Origin of the sequence: Christiangramia sediminicola, assembly GCF_031344135.1 — a bacterium.
Lineage (GTDB): Bacteria > Bacteroidota > Bacteroidia > Flavobacteriales > Flavobacteriaceae > Christiangramia > Christiangramia sediminicola.
Genome location: NZ_JAVJIU010000003.1, coordinates 183,852 through 202,659 on the forward strand (window position 1 = coordinate 183,852; position 18,808 = coordinate 202,659).

The window sequence follows — 18,808 nt, forward strand, 5'->3', positions numbered from 1 at the left end:
AGGCCGGTATGTATACCAGCCCTTTTCTATTACTAAATTCAAATCTATTTAATGAATCTCCATCTTCCGTCGATCAATTCAACTTCTTTTAAATTCTTACCTTTTTCAACCCACCATTTATCGTCTTTTCTTAGGACCATAACGCCTTCAATAACATAATATTCACCATTGATATATTCTGTTTCAGGATTAGGTTCTGGATTTGTTGGTTCAGGTTCGGTAGTACCTCCAGTTGTTTCCTCGGTGCTCGTACCTGTAGTTTCTTCAGTTGTTTCCTCCGTGGTAGTAGCTCCTGGATACATAACATTAATGCCTTCTACATCACCTGCAGAAAGTCCAGAACGTTGTGCAGAGTAAAGCGAACCATCCTTTTTAGTGATTGTAGGTTGTCCTGTTGCTGAAAACGAATATGGACTATACATCATTATAGACCCAAGGTCCAGACCTTCAGAGTAATCTGCACCATCCCAGCCTGCTTCTTCATAAGTATAAAAGTTATGCTCTCTTCCAGATAGAATATTGTCAAAATGAACAGTGATTGTTTGATCTCTATCTGCTCTACTTTGCTCATGCCATAATCCAACCGCATGACCTATCTCATGGATAGTATTTCCAGTTGAACAAGCATCAGCCAGTGAAATTGGCTGTCTACCTCCTACCATACCAACATATGAAGAACAACCTCCACCTGGAGTGAAGTATACATAGTTAGTTTCTGATGTACGTCTTACAAATCTTATTGCTGTATTACTTTCCCAGTGATTTATAGCATCTGTCACACGTTGTTGATTTGGCAACGAAGAGTCTATCTCATAATAGACAATATTATCTGGCCAGAAATATTTTGTTCTACCTACACTCTTATTGGTAGTGGCAGGATCTTCACCTGCTTCCAGAATAAGATCTACAGGGGTTTTCGAAACATTTGCTTCCGGAAGAAAAATGTCTCCCTGGTAAACAAATTCTCCATTTAACTCTTCTACCGGTAACTTTTTACCAGCGAAGTAGATATCAGTCACAGCGCCTGATTCTCCAGGAAAAGCTATTTCCGTAATATTATCTTTAAAACTAGATTGAGGTTCGTTTCCTTCGAAAGAAGATTCTGAAATGTTGTCTTCGCTACAGCTCACAAAAGCCAATAACGGGATTGCTAAAAGATACTTTAGGTTTTTCATAAGTAGGGATATTTGATTAATTATTCCAGTTAGAATTTGATTTGGAAAAAGTCTAACTATTTTTAATGTTCATTGGTCGATTATAATTACTCTTTGTCGAATTTGATATTGTAAGTTAAGAGGATTGTTAAAAAATTAACTGTGAATTATATCCACATAATTGTGATTTTAACATTTTGTTTACACAGAAAAGATCCCGGAAAAATTATCTTCTCCCGGGATTTAAATTATTAAGCCCAGTACCAATTACCATTGGTTAAAACTATTTGTCGCCATCCCCATCTTGTATAATAATACCATTTATCATTGTACCTGAGAACTTTAAGGCCGGCAATTGTGTAATATTCACCATTTACATATGTAGCAGTAGTTCCACCACTTCCAGATGAAGAATACATAGAGTTGATTCCTTTAACATCGCCACTTGATAAAGCAGTTCTTTGAACACCATAAGTAGATCCATCTTTCTTAGTGATGGTTGGCTGCCCATTGCTTGAAAATGCGTAAGGACTATACATCATAATTGAACCAAAATCTAAGCTAGTTGTGAATTCATCACCATCATAATTATTCTCTGCATATGTCTGGAAATTATATTCTCTACCACTCTGGATATTATCAAAATGTATAGTGATATGATTATCTCTGTCTACTCGGCTTTGTTCATGCCATAGACCCATCGCGTGTCCAATTTCATGGATGGTATTACCGGTGGAACAAGCATCAGCAAGAGTAATGTTTTGCTTTCCGCCTACCATTCCTACGTAGGAAGAACAACCGGATCCAGGAGTAAAATATATATAATTTGACTGTCCAGAACGTTTTACAAACTCAATATTTGTATTCGCTTCCCAGTGACTAATCGCATCATACACTCTATCTGTGTTTGGAAGACTACCGTCAATTTCATAATAGACAGTATTATCTGTCCAATAATGAGAAGTTCTTCCCACGCTTTTTTGAGGAGGAGTCTCCCCTTTATCGTAAACAAGTTTAACGGGACTTTTTGTTGCCTGAGACTTAGGAATTATGATATCACCTTGATAAACATATTGTCCATTTACATCTTCTACCGGCAATTGAGATCCTGCATAATAGACATCGGTTACAGTTCCGTAGGCTTCTGGAAATGCAACTTCTGTTAAATCATCTATTGATTCTTTAGTTTGTGTTTCAGTTGTGTTTTCATTGTCGATTTGGTCTGAAATGGGGTCTTCGCTACAGCCAATAAAAATTAATGCTGGTAGCATGAAGATTAACTTCACTTTTTTCATAAGTAGGTCTTTTAATTTTTGTTTTAAAATTCTTTTTCCTTTTTTGTTTTCGGTCAGAGATTTGCAAAGTCTATTCCAAAAATATTAACTAAAAATAAAGTTAAATTTTTAACAATCAATTTCTTACAACTTTGTTCGTTGTAGCAAATCAATGTTGATTTGGGTTATCAACTTTATCTTCAAATCTTATTTTTAAGAACTTCCGAAACCTTCATATTTTATAGTGCTTACCAAAAATATCCGAGTGTTTCACATGCTTGCAAATAACTGACAAACAGTATCTAACATATAATAATTTTAATATGTAGCAATAAAATATTCTTTTTTAATAAAAAAAGGCTGTCTGGAAAAACTCCAGACAGCCCATACAACATCCTTGAATCAAGAATGAGTAAATTAACCCGCAAAATTAGTCACCCCCCGGTCAAATAATTCAGTCGGGTTAATATTTTCACTTTTCATTTTACTCAGATGGACAAACATTAATTCTAATTGATAAATCTGTTAATGTGTAACTAAAATCTGATGAGCCATCAAGTGTATAAAGACCTGTACCAGGGAAGTCAGTTTCGTCATAACACTGTATTTCATCTCCTATGGAAATTTCTACATCGTCAATTACATAGCCTTCTGCTACAAGTAATGCAACACCAACTTCAATATTTCCACTAACAATTTCCACTGTCATTGTTCCTATAGTAGTACTCCCCAGCATTAAATCAAGAGGTAAATTAGAACTTACATCTCCAGTGAATGAGGCAGTAGTACAACTTAATGAAGTATTGGGTTCTGGTAAACAAGCTACTGGACCACTTCCATTTTCATCTTCACATCCATCTCCGTCAACATCTGTAGTTGGATTCTCGTTAGGACAGCCATCTTCATTATCGTAAATACCATCTCCGTCTGTATCTGGACAACCTACGGCATTCACTATAGCTCCGGCAGGAGTATTAGGACATTTATCGATATCATTGGTTACACCATCATCATCAAGATCATTATCTCCAGTTCCTCCACCACCAGAACCATCACCGGTTAATGCTCCTTCGCATTCTCCGATCAATAAGTGCCAGTATTCGTTGGTTGTTCCGTCTCCATTCAGCAAGCCATCAACCATTTCCCATGATATTGGGATCTCACCAATAGGAGAATTATCTATATCACCTGTTCCATCCCAATCTTCTGGGTAGATTACTAAATATAAATAAGGTGCATCATCAGATAAATTAGGCACCGGACCTGGCACTACAAGACATAATGGGTCTGCATAATACTCACCTTCGCTATATTCTCCCGTCGTTGCCATCGCAGCAGCGGTGGTATGATCATAAAGCTGTACCCTATCTTCACCAGTTGCGTAGAAAAGATCTACACTATAATCTGCTACATAGTGTCTTCCATTTTCATCACAATAGTTCACAAATAAACATAGTGGATAAATCACTTCAGGCATTAAATCAAAAAATACGTAACCGTACTCATTTACCATACGACGATCAAAGCAAAGTACCTCTACATCTATATAAGGTTTAGTACCATCACTTACGTCAAAACTAAATGGTAATGCATTATCCACATATCCATCAAATTGCCCTTCGAATGCAGCGATTGGTGCGATCCAGATTAACTCTCCATCAACTTCCGGATCTCCATCATAAACCATAAAGCTATTCAGTGTTACTTCGACTGAGCTATTGTTAGCTACAGGAATTTTCAATTCCTCTGAATAATCAGTGAAATATCCGGTTTCATCAGAAAGAATATCTACATCTACTTCATAATCGCTTCCTCCATAACTAAATCCGATTCTTGCAACTGCTGGTTCTGAATCTGCACAATCTGGAACCTGATCGAAATGATCTTTGTTTACAGAAGCAGCCCTGTTAGCAAGGTCATTAAGTAATGCGCCAAAAGTTAACTCTACTGTGCCAGATGCACTTGGATCATCTGAAGCTGAAGGATTGTTTTCATCCTTACTACAGGATGTGAATAGCATAGCTACAATGGCTATAAATGCTATATATCTATTAAAAATTTTCATAATACTTTGTTTTGGTTAAAATTTAGAATGGTATTTAAAAGCTGATCAGGAGATTCCTGATCAGCTTCAAAACTTTAGTCTTCAGCATCATCGCCACATACATCACCGTGAACAGCGATCCAGAATGTTCCATCTCCACTATAAGTGAATTCGTAAACATTATCGCTATCAGAAGAAGGACTATCATCACTTAATCCGTCTACTCCTTCTAACTTATCAAATTGTCCAGGTGCAGCTGTTGTTGGCATATCGTCACTGGTATAGATATGTAAACCATTTAAAGTAACATCATCCTCTGCAGTAACTGTAACTGTAATTGTTGAACCACTCACAGAAACTGAAACCATACCGGCTAAATATCCATTATTCATATAATCATTCTGTCCGGCTCCAGCGAAGAATGGGAATTCACCAACTTCTCCTCCGTCAAAATTATCTGAACCAACACCGAATTCTTCAGCCCATCCCCATCTAGCAGAGACACTTAGGCCATCATCATCTTTATTTGTCCAGGTGTGGTCTCCGTACATCCAGGCTGTTTCACAACCTTTCTCATCATCTCCACCACCATCACATTCGTCTCCAGATATATATGGACAAGGATCACAATCTCCAATAAGACCATCACCATCATAATCACGACCTATACAATCATCACTTGGACATCCAAATGATCCTGTAGATCCAGCATTGTCTGGACACTGATCACAAACATCTCCTACTCCATCTCCATCTGAATCTGCCTGATCTGGATTTGCAGTTGTTGGACAGTTATCACAGTCATCTCCTACTCCGTCACCATCAGTATCAGTTTGATCAGGGTTATAAAGACTTGGACAATTATCACACTCAGGTCCTACACAATCATTATTAGGAATACAATCTCCATCTGGATCTTGCTCAGGTGTAAGTGGACAGTCGTCTACTGGAGGCTCACATCCAATAAATAAGTGGATGTATTCTGTAGTTTCTCCATCTTCATTTAATAATTCATCTATTTCTGTCCAGCTAACTCCAACTTCTGGAAGTGGCGTATTATCTATATCACCATAGTAATCTGGCCAGTCTAAAGGAGTTACCACATAGAATAAGTAATCCTGATCTGGGTCTTCAAAAGGAGACTCAGGAACTACTAAACAAAGTGGATCTGCAGAGTTATTATCATCATCAGTATCTGCTATAGTATTTGAACTACTATATAATTGAACTCTGGTTTCACCATCATCGTAGTATAGATCTAAAGCATAGTTACCCACGTAGTGTCTTCCATCCGGACTTGGACAGTAGTTTGCGAAGAAGCATAATGGATATAATTTTCCTGGAACCAGGTCAAAGAATGGATAGCCGTATTCGTTAACCATTCTACGGTCATAGCAAAGAACTTCAACAGGAATATATGGTTTGGTGCCATCACGAACTGGAAAAACAATTGGAAGTGCGTTATCCACGTATCCATCAAATTGTCCTTCAACACTTTCAATAGGAGCAATCCATATAAGATTTCCACCAGCTTCAGGATCTCCATCATACACCATAAAACTATCCAGTGAAACATTCACAGAACCATTGTTTGGCACGGGTATAATTAAGTCTTCTGAGTAAGCCGTAAAATAACCGGTATCATCAGATAAAATATCCACATCCGTTTCATATTCATCTCCTCCATAGCTGAATCCAATTCTAGCTACCGCAGGAACCGCATCAGAACATGTTGGAATTTGATCAAAATGATCTTTGTTAACTGAAGCTGCTCTGTTGGCAAGATCGTTCAGTAATGCGCCAAAAGTAATCTCAACTGATTGCACTTCTGGATCTTCTCCGGGAGATGTGCTCTCATCTTTACTACATGAAGTGAAAAGCAATGCGAAGATCGCAATAACACTTATGCTAATTTTAAATTTTTTCATTACAAATCGTTTTAGTTAAATAATTAGAATGGTTAATAAATAATACACTAACTGCCCGAATTTACCGAGCAGTTAGTTATAGTTCTATTCTACTAATTGAAATTCACCACATGCAACTGGAAGACTAGGCATACCAGGCATACCATGTAGTACAACTACTTTTTCATACATTGGTGTTAACTGAGCCTTTTGTTGAGCTGTTAAGGTGAAAGATCTTTCATAAATATAATTTCCTGTGGCTGAAGGAGTCGGGAAAGTTGTTCCTTCTTCATAGAGAAATAATCTTGGTGCACCATAAAAAGGAGCGCCCTCATCGAGGCTAATTAATCCGTCAGAATTTGTATCAGCTTCGTCTGGAGGACAGGTAGCATCTCCTAAATCCAATCCGTGAATATGCTGAGCATGTTCCATACCTGGAGCCATGCCAGTTGCAAGAATGGTCACGTCAAGATTATTCCCATCGATTGTAACTGCTGCAAGAGCAATAACTCCTGAATCGTTGATTGCTTTCGCACATGTTTTGTACGTCATAGCATCATCTCTCGGATCATCAAAGATTGGAGGTGTATCTGGCTCATCACAACCTTCGAAGAAATGGAAATATTCAATATTGCCATCTCCATCAAAGAAAGTACGAACTTCTTCATCAGATAGGATAGTAGTTCTTATCAACTCTCCATCGGTAGCATCGTAATTAGGTCCATCCTGGATTCTGATTTCGATACGATAACGATCTTCCTCACCAAGTCTATCTGGTAATACAATACATACAGGGTCTGATGAGTATTCTTCACCATCACCACCTTCAATAGAATTCATAATACCTTCAGGATAAAGATCGGCAGTATTGTTACCTTCATCATCTACGGTATATACTTTTACACTATAAGATGCAAGGTAGTGTCTACCACTTGGAGGACAGAAGTTTCCAAAAATACAGAATTCAATAAGCTCGGTATTTTCAAGATCGAAGAATACATATCCGTATTCGTTAACCATTCGGTTATCGTAACATAGAACTTCTACCGGGATATAAGGTTTAGTACCATCTCTTACGATAATATCGAAAGGTAAAGGATTGTCTACATATCCATCAAACTGACCTTCCTCGCTTGAGATTGGAGCGATCCATATAAGTTTTCCATCGCCATCAGGATCTCCATCATATACCATAAATTCCTCTAAGGTTACTGTGGTAGAACCATTATTTGCAACTGGAATTTTAAGATCTTCTGAATAGTCAGTAAAGTATACGGTTCCATCAAATGAAATATCCAGATCTACATTAAATGTGCTTCCACCGTATGAGAACTGAATTCGGGCAACGCTAGGCGTTCCATCTGAGCAATCTGGAATCTGATTAAAATGATCTTTAGTTACTGAAGCCGCCCTGTTTACCAGGTCATTTATTGCAGCTTCAAATGAAAGCTCAACATAAGAGGTTTCATCTGGGTTTTCTTTGGGCGAAGTATCGTCCTTACTACACCCAGCCAACATCAGTGCGAAGATCGCACATAAGGCCAAATAAAAATTAATTCTTTTCATAATTACAAAGTTTTGGTTAATAAAAAATTTAGAATGGTCAATAAAATATCTGTTCCGGTCATGGATATAATCCACGAGGAAAATTTCATACAATGTGAAATTGGGGATACTTCTTAGAAGTAAAGCTTGGGAGTGACTAAGTTTTCATAATTAGCAGTATTGGTTAATAATATTTAGAATGGTTAATAAAATATATATACAGATGTTCCTCCTGGGAGCAAAAAGTATCAATTCAAAAAACTAAGTGATTCGGGGGTTACGTGTAGGTTCAATATTCTAGAAAGGGGGGATATTCTATATTGAATGATGTAAATGTATAAAAGACCTTTGCTTTAAATGATGGGGGAATTCCCCTATAATATAATTTTAAGTTCCTGTTTAACAGTTTTTTATGATATGTTTAAGAAACTGGAAAATCAACCAATTTATGGTTAATTGCATAGATAACGCTCTCTAAGATGGTTTCAGAATTTGTTCTTTTTATAATGTTAGAGCGATGCTTTTCAATGGTCTTTGGAGATATAAAAAGGGTTTCTGAAATTTCCTTCGTTTTATATCCTTTACATAATAATCCAATGATCTCTTTTTCTCTTTTGGTAAAACTAAAATCTGTTAGTTCGCTATTCTCTTTAAAACACTTCTCAACCTGATCTGAATGGCTACCCACCTTCTCGTCTATAAAATATTCTTCCCCTGAAAAATCTATAAGCATTATGAACTGATCGGTTACATTCCTGCTTAGCTTGGAAAAACTTATCCTCGCATTTCTTAATTTATCATCATGTATCAATAAAGAAGTAGTAGTAACAGCCTTCATATGTTTCCCTCTAGCGAAATTTCTAAGACTGGTCTTGACCTTTGCCTTGTTTTCTATATTTACCAGGTCTGTTAATTTGAGACTATCCAGTTTGTCAATTTTAAAGGTCTTTTTAAAGGCATCATTCATGGCGATAATATTGTTCTGCTGAAGCAAAACTATTGGTTGTGCCATCATATTAAAGAGTCCCATAAAACACTCATGCCAATAATTGAAATTTTTCGGACTGCTATTCTTTAATAGGATAGATGTAATCTGATCCATATTCATTTTCTCCGGAAGGTATTCATCTATTAAAGACTTATACCTCTTTTTCATGATCAGGAGATCTTCACTTCTCCCATATACGATGAGAAAACTTTTGGTAAGGAAATGAGTTGATTTGAAATTTTTCAGATTACGAAAATCTGATGCTTTGTTATAAGAAGTTTTGTCGAAAAATATAATATCCGGCAAAAGATTGAGCGCGATATTATATGCTACATGTATAGACTTTTCTGAGGTGACCTCCAGGTTAACACTCACCTGCTCTATTAGTTTGTCTATTAGTTCCTGGTCTTTACTTACAATTAGAAGTTGCCTTTTTTCCATCTTCAATCCACATTAAAAATTTTAAATAACCATTTCAAGAATACAAGGGCTGATATTCCCAGACACCGATCGATGTCTGCTAAAATTTTAAAAATGATTTGGGATAGGGAACTTTTTGAATACTCAAATATAGGTGATTTCACCTATTTCCAGTAAAATTATCGGTAGTATTACTCTGACAAACAGGTATTTATATGCTCGCCTAAAGCCTGATTTTAAGACGCTAAATCCAATCTTTAACTTTTTATTTTATTTTGGATTACAAATCTGGTTAATGAACTCAAAGATCAAAAACGTCAAAATTTACAGCTATCTTAACATCAGTAGATTGACATTGGCTTTTTAAATATTAATACAATAAGTAACTTTGCCATCTTGAAAAATTTTATGGCGAAAACTGAAGATAGAATTGAAGTACTCGGGGCACGGGTTCATAATTTAAAAAATATTGATGTTAATATCCCAAGGGAAAAGCTGGTTGTAATTACCGGACTTTCAGGATCGGGTAAATCATCACTTGCCTTTGATACTATCTATGCTGAAGGACAGCGAAGATATATTGAAACGTTTTCAGCCTATGCTCGGCAATTTCTTGGCAGCCTGGAAAGACCAGATGTAGATAAGATAGAAGGTCTTTCGCCTGTTATTGCCATAGAACAGAAAACCACTTCTAAGAATCCAAGAAGCACGGTTGGAACCATCACCGAAATTTATGACTTCCTGAGATTGCTTTTTGCCCGTGGGGGTGAAGCTTATAGCTATAATACCGGCGAAAAAATGGTTAGCTATACCGATTCGCAAATCAAAGATCTAATACTACAGGATTTCAAAGGAAAGAAAGTGAGCATACTTGCTCCGGTTATTCGAAGTAGAAAGGGACATTATAGAGAACTTTTTGAGCAGATCGCCAAACAGGGTTTTATTAAAGTTAGAACCGATGAGGAGATTGTGGATATCGAAAAGGGTATGAAGCTGGACCGATATAAAACTCACGATATCGAGATCGTAATTGATCGTTTGAAGATCGATGAAAAGCCAGATTCAGATAAACGCCTGGAAGAAAGTATAAAGACAGCCATGTATCACGGTGAGGATACATTGATGATCCTGGAACAGGATACTGGAAATATCAGGTATTTCAGTAGAAATTTGATGTGTCCAACAACAGGTATCAGTTATCCGAATCCTGAGCCCAATAGTTTTTCTTTCAATTCACCAAAAGGTGCCTGCCCTAATTGTAATGGTATCGGGACTTTGTACACGGTGAATATTGAAAAAATTATACCGGATCGTTCAAAATCCATTAAAAACGGTGGATTGGCTCCGCATGGACCACAGAAAAAAAACTGGGTGTTTTCTCAATTAGAACTAATTTCTGAAAGATTCGACTTTAAACTAACAGATGCGATAAAGGATATTCCTGAAGAGGCCCTGGAAATGATACTTCATGGAGGAAAAGAAAAGTTTTCTCGTGAGTCTAAGGCCCTTGGGATCACCAGGGACTACAAAATAGATTTTGAAGGTGTCGCGTCATTTATTGAAACTACGTATCGTAATAACGATTCAACTTCTTTAAGAAGATGGTCTAAAGAGTATATGGATAAGGTAGTTTGCCCTGAATGTGAAGGTTCAAGATTAAAGAAGGAAGCATTATACTTCAGAATACATAATAAAAATATTGCCGAGCTTGCTCATTTAGATATCACAGATTTATTTAACTGGTTTGACGGTATTGAAAAGAAGCTTAGTGAAAAGCAATTACAAATTGCTGAAGAAGTCATTAAAGAGATTAGAACCAGGCTTCAATTTTTATTGGATGTTGGACTTACTTATCTCAACCTTAACCGTGGTTCAAAATCCCTCTCTGGGGGTGAAGCACAAAGAATAAGACTGGCAACTCAAATTGGTTCTCAACTTGTTGGAGTTCTATATATTCTTGATGAGCCAAGTATTGGTCTACACCAGAGAGATAACGAAAAGCTTATCAACTCACTGGAATCTCTTAGAGACATAGGTAATACTGTGATCGTAGTTGAGCATGATAAAGATATGATCGAACGTGCCGATCATGTGATCGATATCGGGCCAAGAGCAGGAAAGCATGGAGGAGAGATCATTAGCGAAGGAACTCCAACCGAACTTATGCAGCATGATACGCTAACGGCAGATTATCTCAGCGGAAAAAGAGAAATACCAGTTCCTGAAGAAAGACGTAAAGGAAATGGAAAGAAGATCGAATTAAAGGGAGCAACAGGTAATAACCTTAAAAAGGTGAATATCACCATTCCTCTTGGGAAAATGATAGCGGTAACAGGAGTTTCTGGTAGTGGTAAATCTACCCTGATCAATGAAACCCTCTACCCTATTATGAATGCCCATTACTTTAATGGGGTAAAAAAACCTAAGCCATACAAAAGTATCAAGGGACTGGATCATATAGATAAAGTAATTGATATAAATCAGAGTCCCATTGGTAGAACTCCAAGGTCAAATCCCGCGACTTATACCGGAGTGTTTTCAGAGATCAGAAGTCTTTTTGCAAAGACACCTGAAGCCTTAATTCGAGGTTATAAACCAGGAAGGTTCAGTTTCAATGTAAAAGGCGGTAGATGCGAAACCTGTAAAGGTGGTGGTTTGAGGGTTATTGAAATGAATTTCCTGCCAGATGTTTATGTAGAATGTGAAACCTGCCAGGGAAAACGATTTAATCGGGAAACACTTGAAATTCGTTATAAAGGAAAGTCTATTGCAGACATTCTCGAAATGACGATAGATGAGGCAACTCCTTTCTTCGAGAATATTCCGAAGATTTATCGAAAATTAAAAACCATTCAGGATGTTGGACTGGGTTATATAAGTCTTGGTCAGCAATCTACAACCCTTTCGGGAGGTGAAGCTCAGCGAATAAAACTGGCTACCGAACTCTCCAAAAGAGATACCGGAAATACTTTCTATATATTAGACGAGCCTACAACCGGTTTACACTTTGAAGATATAAGGGTTTTAATGGATGTTCTAAACACCCTTACCAATAAAGGTAATACAGTATTAATCATTGAACATAATATGGATGTGATCAAAATGGCAGACCATATTATTGATATTGGTTATGAGGGAGGAAAAGGCGGCGGAGAAGTTGTGGCCACCGGAACACCAGAAGAGATCATTAAAAACAAAAAAAGCTATACAGCAAAATTCCTGAAGAAGGAATTAACCTAACCAAAAAATATAATGAAAACGCATAACAGAAATAAAGCCTGGAACGAGATAAAAACTAACGATTCCTGGGCGATCTTTAAGATCATGGGGGAATTCGTAAATGGTTACGAAAAACTTAGCCAGATTGGTCCCTGTGTATCAATATTTGGTTCAGCCAGAACTAAACCAGACATGAAGTACTATAAATTGGCAGAAAGAGTTGCCAAGAAGATCGTAGATCATGGATATGGTGTAATTACTGGTGGTGGTCCTGGTATTATGGAAGCTGGTAACAAAGGAGCTCACCTTGCCGGAGGGACTTCAGTAGGATTAAATATTGAATTACCTTTTGAACAACACGACAATCCTTATATAGATAACGATAAAAGCCTTGACTTTGATTATTTCTTCGTTAGAAAAGTAATGTTCGTAAAATATTCACAGGGATTCGTGGTAATGCCTGGTGGTTTCGGTACTCTTGATGAACTCTTTGAAGCGATCACTTTGATACAGACTCATAAAATTGATAAATTCCCTATCATCTTAGTTGGAAGTGAATTCTGGGGAGGTCTTGTAGACTGGATTAAAACGACTCTTTTAGATAGTTTCAATAACATCAGTGCTGTTGATATAGATCTGGTTCAGGTTGTAGATACTGAAGACGAAGTAATCGAAATTCTGGATCAATTCTACGACGAATATAACCTAAGTCCTAATTTCTAGTTAACAGGTCCTTTGAAGGTATCAAACTTTGACTATATTTAGCCCTGATTGCTTATCAGTACTAAATCTATTGCTAGTTGAAGAACCTTCCGTTATTCCTGATATTTTTTGTTTTCTCAGGGTGGCTTTCTGCACAGAATGTCATCAATGTGAATGCGCGGCTAATAGATAGCACGCATACCTTAGAAATAGATCAGGATATAAAATTTGTAAATACTGAAGAAAGAGAGCTGGTAAGCATTTATCTGAATGATTGGAATAATGCTTTCAGCTCTAAAACTTCTGCTCTGGCCAAACGGTTTGCTGAAGATTATGCAAGAAGATTTCATTTCGCAAAAGACAGAGAAAGAGGTTATACCACCATCAATTCTATCGGTGAAAAGTCTGGAGACTCCTTATCCTGGGACAGACCTGGAAATGTTGCAGACCTTATACGTGTAAAGCTGAATACGCCTTTAGCTCCGGGGGATTCTATCAACTTACATTTAAACTATAAAGTAAAGATTCCAGATGATAAATTCACAAGGTACGGTCGTGACGATAATGGAAACTACAAATTAAGATATTGGTACTTCACTCCTGCTCCACTGGACAATGGCTGGAAATTATACAGCCATCAGGATCTTGGTTTGCAATATTTAAAACCGCATACAGTCAATATCTCCATTGATATTCCTACTGAATTTTATGCAGCTTCAAGTTTAGATCTTTTAAGAACACAAACCAATAAGGGCTATAAAACGATCACTTTTAGCGGTGACAACCGTGTTGATAGCAAAATGTACATCACCAAATCCTACATTTTCGAGTCTATTGGCGCCAATGAGAACCAGGTCATCACGAATATTGAAGATGAGGATATCCAGTTTGATGTAAAGAATACACTCCTGGAAAGAACCATCAGCTTTTTAAATAGAAGGCTAGGTGAATATCCTCATGAGAACATTTTTATCACCCAGGAAGATTATCTCAACAGCCCGATTTATGGTTTAAATCAACTTCCTAGTTTTATCAGGCCTTTCCCTGACGGGTTTCAGTATGATCTCAAACTCTTTAAGACCATTACCAATAATTACCTTCAGAATACAATATTTTTAAATCCAAGAGAGGAAAAGTGGGTGACCGATGCTATTATGGTTTCCCTGATGATGGATTATGTGGATGAGTATTATCCAAAAATGAAACTTATTGGGAGCCTTAGCAAAATCATTGGAATTAGATGGTTTCATGCTGCCGATCTTGAATTCAACGACCAATACCAGTTTCTTTACATGAACATGGCAAGGATGAATCTTGATCAGCCTCTTGTCACCAGCCAGGATTCATTAGTAAAATTCAATAAGAATATTGCCAATGCCTACAAAGCAGGAGTTGGAATTAAATATCTAGAGGAATTTCTCGGAGATAATTCAGTTAAAAAATCCATTTCTGAATTCTATTCAAAATATAATCTCAAACCGGTCACTGATAAGGACTTTGTTGAAGTTCTTCAGAAAAATGCGGAAAAGGATATTTCCTGGTTTTATGAAGATTATGTTGGCACGAACAAGAAAATTGATTTTAAGATCAGTAAACTGAAAAAGATCGATGACTCTCTACAGGTAACTATCAGAAATCTTCGGAATAATGATATGCCGGTAAGTCTTTATGGTTTGGTAGATGGTGAGACCGTTTATAAAGAATGGGTAGAAAATGTTCGGGATACAAAAACGGTCATTATTCCTAATTATGATTTTGAGAGATTGGCGTTAAATTATGAACAGGAAATTCCAGAATTCAATCAGAGGAACAATTATAAAGGAGTGTCTAAACTGCTCAACAAACCTTTACAATTTAGATTATTTCAGGATGTGGAAGATCCAAGATATAACCAGATCTTCTTTATGCCGGAATTTGAATACAACCTTTATGATGGTGTTTCCATAGGCCCTAAGCTATATAATAAGACAGTACTTAGTAAAACTTTCAATTTCTCTATCTCCCCAAAATACGGTTTTACGAGTAAGACACTGGTTGGTTCAGCATCTTTCTATAATGCGCATCAATTCGAAAACAAAGATCTTAACCTGATCTATTATGGAATTGGTGGTTCACGATTTTCTTACGGCTACAACTTATTCTACGAAAAGGTCACGCCTTTCCTGGTATTCTCATTCAGAAATTCCTATTTAAGAAGCAATGAAAGACAGCGACTTTCCATCCGAAATATTAATGTAAAAAGAGATCAGAATCCGGTAGATCCATTATTGATCCCAGACTATAATGTTCTGAACGTGAATTATAGCTATAGCAATCCTAACTTTCTAAAACACTTAACAGCTTCTTTTGATTACCAGCTTTCTGATAAGTTCAGTAAAGTTTCGGCAACAGCAGAATACAGGAAATTATTTACCAATAATAGGCAGATCAATCTTAGGTTTTTCGCCGGAACCTTTCTTTATAATGATGTTCGTTCCAACGATTACTTCAGCTTTGCCCTCGACAGACCAACAGATTATCTTTTTGACTATAATTATTATGGTCGTAGCCAGGGAAGCGGATTATTCAGTCAGCAGATCATTGTAGCTGAAGGAGGATTCAAATCTCAACTGCAGCCAGAATACGCCAATGAGTGGATCACTACCATCAACGCAAGTACGAATATCTGGAATTGGATCTATGCATATGGAGACGTTGGAATTGTGAAAAACAGGGGCGATAATGGAAAATTATTGTATGACTCAGGGATAAGAGTTAGTTTGGTTCAGGATTATTTTGAACTATTCTTTCCTGTTTACTCTAATCTGGGATGGGAGATTGGGGAACCAGATTACGACCAGCGTATTAGATTTATAGTCGCTCTGGACCTTAATACGCTCATAAGGTTATTCACTCGCCGCTGGTATTAGGCAGTTGAGAGTGATTATTAAAACATCCTTAATCTAATTTCGGTATTATCAACGAATTCTCAATTAGGATATATTTATTTCTAAAATAAATAATAAAATAGAGTTAAAATTACATTATTGTCAATTTTTGCCCTAAAATTTGAATTGTATTTAATCATAGTTTTCGCTACATTTGTTACCATTCAAAATAATGTTCATGCAAAGCGAAACACAAACTGAAAATTCTATTTCATTTGATGAATTCAAATCTCAGGTTCTTGATGATTACAGAACTGCTGTTACCAGTAGAGAGTGTAGTTTATTAGGACGTAGAGAAGTACTTACCGGGAAAGCGAAATTCGGGATATTTGGAGACGGAAAGGAAGTACCACAGCTAGCAATGGCCAAGGCCTTTAAGAATGGAGATTTTAGATCTGGTTACTATCGCGATCAAACCTTAATGATGGCGATCAACGAACTAACTCCAGAGCAATTCTTCGCCGGATTATATGCAGATACAAATATTGAAAATGAGCCTATGTCTGGTGGACGCCAAATGGGTGGCCATTTTATGACACATAGCCTGGACGAAAATGGCGAGTGGAAGAACCTGATGGAGCAGAAAAATTCCAGTTCAGATATTTCTCCAACCGCAGGTCAGATGCCAAGACTTTTAGGTCTGGCACAGGCATCTAAGATTTACAGAAACGTTGATGGTATACAGGCTGAAAAATTTTCTGATAACGGAAATGAAGTGGCCTGGGGAACTATTGGAAATGCGAGTACAAGTGAAGGACATTTCTGGGAAACCATTAATGCTGCAGGTGTATTACAGGTTCCTATGGTAATGAATGTATGGGATGACGAATATGGAATCTCTGTTCATGCTAAATACCAGACAACAAAAGAAAATATTTCTGAGATCCTTAAAGGATTTCAGAGAGATGAAGAAAATAAAGGTTATGAAATTCTTGTAGTAGAGGGTTGGAACTATCCGGCGCTTGTAGATACTTACGAGAAAGCTTCGCAAATTGCCAGAAATGAGCACTGTCCTGTGCTAATCCATGTGGTCGAGCTAACTCAGCCTCAGGGACATTCCACTTCAGGTTCTCATGAAAGATATAAGTCTGAAGATCGCCTGAAATGGGAAAAAGAGCATGATTGTAATCTGAAGTTCAGGGAATGGATGATTGAAAATGATTTTGCTACTTCAGATCAACTGGACGACCTTGAAAAGGCGATCAAAAAAGAAGTTAGAGGAGCTAAGCATAATGCCTGGACAGCTTACCTCAAACCAACTCTTAGTAAGCAGAAGGAATTAGTTAAATTATTAGATGATGCTGCATCTTCGAGTGCTAATTCTAATTTCATAAAATCTTTAAAGAAAGAAATTGCAGGAAATAAAGAGCCTTTTAAAAAGGATCTGGTTTCCGCGGCAAGAAAATCACTTAGATATCTTATTGGTGAAGATTCAGCAGCAAAATCTGCGATCATCAACTGGCTAAATGATTTTTCTGAACAGGCACACAGCGATTATGCATCTTATTTATATAAAGAGGAAGATACACAGGTAGAGGTATTACCTACTTACGATGATAATTCTGAAGAAGTAGACGCGAGGATCATTCTTAGAGATAACTTCGATGCCATTTTCAACAGCCGACCTGAAACATTGATCTTCGGAGAGGATTCTGGAGAAATTGGTGATGTAAATCAGGGTCTTGAAGGAATGCAAAAGAAATACGGTGAATTCAGGGTTTCTGATACCGGAATTAGAGAAGCTACTATCCTGGGACAGGGAATAGGGATGTCGATGCGAGGTTTAAGACCTATCGCCGAAATTCAATATTTAGATTATGTAATGTATTGCCTGCAGGGTATGAGTGATGATCTGGCAACGGTTCATTATCGTACGAAAGGTAAACAGAAAGCACCGCTTATCGTTAGAACTCGTGGTCACAGGCTGGAAGGTATCTGGCATAGTGGTTCACAAATGGGTGGAATGCTAAACCTGCTAAGAGGTATGTACGTACTGGTTCCAAGAAATATGACCAAAGCAGCAGGTTTCTATAATAATCTATTAGGCCTTGATACACCAGCTATGGTAATAGAATGTCTTAATGGATATAGATTAAAGGAAAAGCTTCCAACGAACTTAGGAGAGCTTAAAACGCCTATCGGAGTTACTGAAACGGTTAAAGAAGGAAGTGATATCACTTTGGTCTCTTACGGTTCAACTCTAAGAATAGTTGAAGATGTTGCCAGAGAACTTAATGAAGTTGATATTGATGCCGAAGTAATCGATGTGCAATCACTTCTTCCATTCGATATTAATCATGATATCGTGAAAAGTGTGGAGAAAACTAACAGGTTGCTTGTGATAGATGAGGATGTTCCTGGAGGAGCCTCAGCATATATCCTTCAGAAGATTCTTGATGAGCAAAATGCTTATAGATTTTTAGATAGCAAACCTGAAACGCTTACTGCAAAAGAACATAGACCAGCTTACGGTACAGATGGAGATTACTTCTCAAAACCTTCAGCTGAAGACATTTTTGAAAAGATATATGCTATTATGCATGAATCTAATCCTCAGAAGTATCCAAAATTGAGATAATTAGAATTTTATATTATAAAAAAGCCGTGATTAAAATCACGGCTTTTTTA

Annotated in this window: 10 protein-coding genes; 4 read left to right on the top strand and 6 right to left on the bottom strand. The window is 37.1% G+C overall.

The features are described 5' to 3' along the window. Positions 1-44: 44 nt before the first annotated feature. The 6 genes from RE431_RS08150 to RE431_RS08175 all read right to left on the bottom strand — a co-directional run bounded on the left by RE431_RS08150 (position 45) and on the right by RE431_RS08175 (position 9,353). Positions 45-1,175, bottom strand: coding sequence for a M12 family metallopeptidase (locus RE431_RS08150; RefSeq protein WP_309561485.1), 1,131 nt, complete (start codon positions 1,173-1,175; stop codon positions 45-47). 230 nt (positions 1,176-1,405) lie between these two features. Further along, on the bottom strand, positions 1,406-2,449 hold the full coding sequence (locus tag RE431_RS08155; RefSeq protein WP_309561486.1) for a M12 family metallopeptidase: 1,044 nt from the start codon (positions 2,447-2,449) through the stop codon (positions 1,406-1,408). A 463-nt stretch (positions 2,450-2,912) separates the two neighbouring features. Further along, positions 2,913-4,493: a hypothetical protein gene (locus tag RE431_RS08160; protein ID WP_309561487.1), complete on the bottom strand. Its 1,581-nt coding sequence runs from the start codon at positions 4,491-4,493 to the stop codon at positions 2,913-2,915. A gap of 74 nt (positions 4,494-4,567) precedes the next feature. Beyond that, positions 4,568-6,400, bottom strand: coding sequence for a thrombospondin type 3 repeat-containing protein (locus RE431_RS08165; protein ID WP_309561488.1), 1,833 nt, complete (start codon positions 6,398-6,400; stop codon positions 4,568-4,570). A gap of 84 nt (positions 6,401-6,484) precedes the next feature. Next, positions 6,485-7,945, bottom strand: coding sequence for a PQQ-binding-like beta-propeller repeat protein (locus RE431_RS08170; protein ID WP_309561489.1), 1,461 nt, complete (start codon positions 7,943-7,945; stop codon positions 6,485-6,487). Between the two features lie 400 nt (positions 7,946-8,345). Further along, positions 8,346-9,353 carry a response regulator transcription factor gene (locus RE431_RS08175; protein WP_309561490.1) on the bottom strand — a complete coding sequence of 336 codons (1,008 nt, stop codon included), beginning with the start codon at positions 9,351-9,353 and terminating at the stop codon, positions 8,346-8,348. Between the two features lie 387 nt (positions 9,354-9,740). On the opposite strand from RE431_RS08175, the gene uvrA reads away from it, so the two are divergent. The 4 genes from uvrA (at position 9,741) to RE431_RS08195 (ending at position 18,758) form a co-directional block, all read left to right on the top strand. Further along, positions 9,741-12,572 (top strand): excinuclease ABC subunit UvrA, encoded by a 2,832-nt coding sequence (gene uvrA / locus RE431_RS08180; protein WP_309561491.1) that lies wholly within the window; start codon positions 9,741-9,743, stop codon positions 12,570-12,572. Positions 12,573-12,584: 12 nt separating this feature from the next. Further along, entirely contained in the window at positions 12,585-13,274 is a 690-nt protein-coding gene (locus RE431_RS08185) for an LOG family protein (protein WP_309561492.1), read from the top strand. Between the two features lie 77 nt (positions 13,275-13,351). Further along, positions 13,352-16,162, top strand: coding sequence for a gluzincin family metallopeptidase (locus RE431_RS08190; protein ID WP_309561493.1), 2,811 nt, complete (start codon positions 13,352-13,354; stop codon positions 16,160-16,162). 196 nt (positions 16,163-16,358) lie between these two features. Beyond that, complete coding sequence (locus tag RE431_RS08195; protein ID WP_309561494.1) at positions 16,359-18,758, top strand: alpha-ketoacid dehydrogenase subunit alpha/beta; 2,400 nt, start codon at positions 16,359-16,361, stop codon at positions 18,756-18,758. Positions 18,759-18,808: the final 50 nt, after the last annotated feature.